The organism is Micromonospora maritima (genome assembly GCF_902825405.1).
GTDB lineage: Bacteria > Actinomycetota > Actinomycetes > Mycobacteriales > Micromonosporaceae > Micromonospora > Micromonospora maritima.
Map to the genome: position 1 here is coordinate 1 of NZ_CADEAU010000485.1, position 3,899 is coordinate 3,899.

At 75.6% G+C, this 3,899-nt stretch carries 1 protein-coding gene; it reads right to left on the reverse strand.

Annotation, left to right across the window (positions count from 1 at the left end; translation table 11 throughout):
* Positions 1–3,899, reverse strand: a 3,899-nt coding sequence (locus tag HUW36_RS27535; protein WP_174530802.1) for a type I polyketide synthase, incomplete at both ends; no start/stop codon positions are given.

A 3,899-nucleotide genomic window follows, 5' to 3' on the forward strand; every position in this document is an offset into this window, starting at 1 on the left:
GGTCGCCGGTGATCCGGAGCCGGGCGGCGACCACCGTGGGCGGTGCGGCGGCGGTGGCGGCGTCGAGCAGGGCGGTGCCCTCGTCGGCGGTCAGCCCGGTCATGCCGATCCGGCCGAGCCGCGTGCGGTCGTCGGCGTCGAGGCGTCCGGCCATGCCGCCGTCGGTGGCCCACATGCCCCAGGCGATGCTGGTGGCGGGCAGGCCGTGGGCGCGGCGGTGGGTGGCGAGGGTGTCGAGGAACGCGTTGGCGGCGGCGTAGTTGCCCTGCCCGGGTGAGCCGAGCGTGGCCGCGATCGAGGAGAACAGCACGAACGCGGTCAGGTCCCGGCCGGCGGTGGCCTGGTGCAGCGCCCAGGCGGCGTCCACCTTGGGGCGCATCACCCGCGCGACGGACTCGGCGTCGAGCGACGCGATCGTGGCGTCGTCGAGCAGTCCGGCGCAGTGGTGGACGGCGGTGAGGTCGACGCCGGCCAGGAGCCGGTCGAGCTGCGTCGTGTCCGCGACGTCGACGGCGGCGGTCCGCACGGTCGCGCCGGCCGCCGTCATCCCGTCGGTCACGGCCGCGACCACCGCGTCGTCGATCCCGGGGTACGGCGCCAGCAGCAGCCACGTGCCGGTCAGCGCCGGCCCGGTCGTCTCCGGTACGGGCTGCCAGTCGACGCGGTACCGCCAGGTGTCGGCGGTGGCACGTCGCCGGCCGGCCCGCCGCCACCGGGCGAGCGCCGGCAGCAGCTCGGCGACCGGCTGGTCGGTGTGGAACGTTGGGTCGAGCGCGGTGAGGTCGGCGCGCTCGACGGCGGTCCAGAACCCGTCGTCGGCCGCTTCCGCGGTCCCGCCCGCCGGACCGTCCTGGTCGGTCAGCCAGTAGCGCCGGTGCTGGAAGGCGTAGGTGGGCAGGTCCACGGTGGCCGGCCGGTGCCCGTCGACGGTGTACCAGGCCGCCCAGTCGACCGGGGTGCCGGTGACGTGCAACCGCGCCAGCGCGGTGGTCAGCGCGGTGACCTCGTCCTGGTCGCGGCGCAACGCCGGAATGTGGTGCAGCGTCCGGTCGGCGGGGACGTCGGCGGCCATCGCGGTCAGCGTGGCATCGGGCCCGATCTCCAGGAACGTGTTGACGCCGAGATCGTGCAGCGTGGCCACGCCGTCGGCGAACCGCACCGCCTCCCGCACGTGCCGCACCCAGTAGTCCGGGCCCGCGATGTCGTCGGGGTCGGCGAGCCGGCCGGTCACGTTCGACACGATCGGCAGCGTCGGGGTCCGCCAGTCCAGGCCGCCGATCGCGGCCCGGAAGTCGTCGAGCATCGGTTCCATCAACCGCGAGTGGAACGCATGACTCACCGCCAACCGCTTCACCCGCCAACCCCGCGCCGCGCACTCCCCCGCGACCCGGTCCAGATCCGCCACCGCACCCGACAGCACCACCGAGGCCGGGCCGTTCACCGCCGCCACGTCCACGCCAGCGTCCGGACCCGCGCCGCCCATCAGCGGGTGCACGACGGCTGCCTCGCCAGCATCGGCCCCCCGGAGCGGCCCGCCTGCCGAGGCGGCGCCCTCCGCCGTAGCGTCACCTGACCGCAGCAGCGCCCGAACCTGCTCCTCCGACGCACCCACCGCCAGCATCCCGCCACCGGACGGCAGCGCTTGCATCAACGCACCGCGTGCCGCGACCAGCGCGACCGCGTCGTCCAGGGACAGCACCCCCGCCACATACGCGGCGGTCACCTCACCGATCGAATGCCCCGCGAGACTGTCGACCCGCACCCCCCACGAGGACAGCAGCTCCCACAACGCCACCTCGACCGCGAACAACCCCGCCTGCGCGTACATGGTCCGATCCAGCAGCTCCCCGCCGTCGAACACCACCTCCCGCAACGGCCGATCGAGGCGGCCGTCGAACAACGCGCACACCCGGTCGAACGCGTCCGCGAACACCGGGAACGCCGCATACAGCTCCCGGCCCATGCCGGCGCGCTGCGACCCCTGGCCGGTGAACAGCACGGCCCGCCGACCGGAGTCCACCTCACCGGTCACGAGACCGGCAGCCGTGCCGCCGTCGGCCAGGGCGGACAGGCCGGCGAGCAGCGAGTCGGGATCGGCGCCGACCACCGCGGCCCGGTGGTCGAGCGCCGCACGGCCGGTCGCCAGGGACCAGCCGATCTCGACCGGTGCGTCCTCGCGTCCGCGGAGGTGGTCGGCCAGCCGGGCCGCCTGGGCGGCCAACGCTTCGGCGGATCGCGCCGACAGCAGCCACGGGACGGCCGTGTCCGTCGCGCCGGCCCGGTCGCCGTCGTCGGCCGGCCCGGGCGCTTCCAGGATCACGTGGGCGTTGGTGCCGGAGATGCCGAACGACGACACCGCCGCCCGACGGGGACGGTCCACCACCGGCCACGGCCGCGCCGACGTGACCAGCTCCACCGCACCCGCCGACCAGTCCACCTTCGACGACGGCGCGTCCACGTGCAGGGTGGCCGGGACGAGGCCGTGCCGCAGCGCGAGGACCGCCTTGACGACCCCGGCCGCGCCGGCGGCGGCCTGGACGTGGCCGATGTTGGACTTGACCGAGCCGAGCAGCAGCGGCGCGGCGTCGCCCCGGTCCTGCCCGTACGTGGCCAGCAGCGCCTGCGCCTCGATCGGGTCCCCGAGCGTGGTGCCGGTGCCGTGCGCCTCGACCACGTCCACGTCGGACGGGGACAACCCGGCGTTGGCCAGCGCGGCCCGGATGACGCGCTGCTGCGCCGGCCCGTTCGGCGCGGTCAGCCCGTTCGAAGCCCCGTCGGAGTTCACCGCCGAGCCGCGCAGCACGGCGAGGATCCGCCGGCCGTCGCGGCGGGCGTCGGAGAGGCGCTGCACCAGCAGCACGCCGACGCCCTCACCCCAGCCGGTGCCGTCCGCACCCTCGGCGAACGACCGGCAGCGGCCGTCGGCGGCGAGGCCACCCTGCCGGGAGAACTCGACGAAGGTGGCAGGTGAGGCCATCACGGTGACGCCGCCGGCGAGCGCGAGCGTGCACTCGCCGCTGCGCAGCGACTGGGCGGCCAGGTGCAGCGCGACGAGCGACGACGAGCAGGCCGAGTCCACGGTCAGCGCGGGTCCCTCGAAACCGAGCGTGTACGCGACCCGACCGGAGAGCACGCTGGTGGCGGTGCCGGTGAGCAGGTGCCCGCCGACCTCCTGGTCGCGGCCCATGGCCGTCGAGGCGTACCCCTGGAAGCCGGCGCCGGCGAAGACGCCGACGCGTTCGCCGCGGAGCCGGGCGGGGTCGATGCCGGCGTTCTCGACGGCCTCCCAGGAGGCTTCGAGCAGCAGCCGTTGCTGCGGGTCCATCGCGAGCGCCTCGCGCGGGGAGATGCCGAAGAAGTCGGCGTCGAAGGCGCCCGCGTCGTAGACGAATCCGCCCTGCCGGGGGAACGAGGTGTCGGTGAGGCGGCCGGCGAGGAACCGGTCCCAGCCCCGGTCGAGGGGGAAGTCGGAGATGCCGTCGCGTCCGGCCGCGAGCAGGTCCCACAGCTCGTCGGGATTGGTGACGCCGCCGGGCAGGCGGCAGGCCATGCCGACGACCACGATCGGGTCGTCGTGGACCGGACTGCCGGCCTCCGGTCCGTCCGCCGCCGCCGGCTCGCCGGTGAGCGTCGCGGCGAGGTACGAGGCGAGGGCCGCCGGGGTCGGCTGGTCGAACACGAGCGTGCTGGGCAGTGCCAGGCCGGTCTCGGTGGTGAGCCGGTTGCGCAGCTCGACGGCGGTCAGGGAGTCGAAGCCCTGCCGTTGGAACGCGCGGTCGGCGACCACCGCGTCGGCGCTCGGGTGGCCGAGCACGGCCGCGGCCTGGGCGCGGACCAGGTCGAGCAGGTGGCCGTCGCGCCGGCTCGGGGCGAGGGCGGCGAGTCGGCGGGCGAGCGGG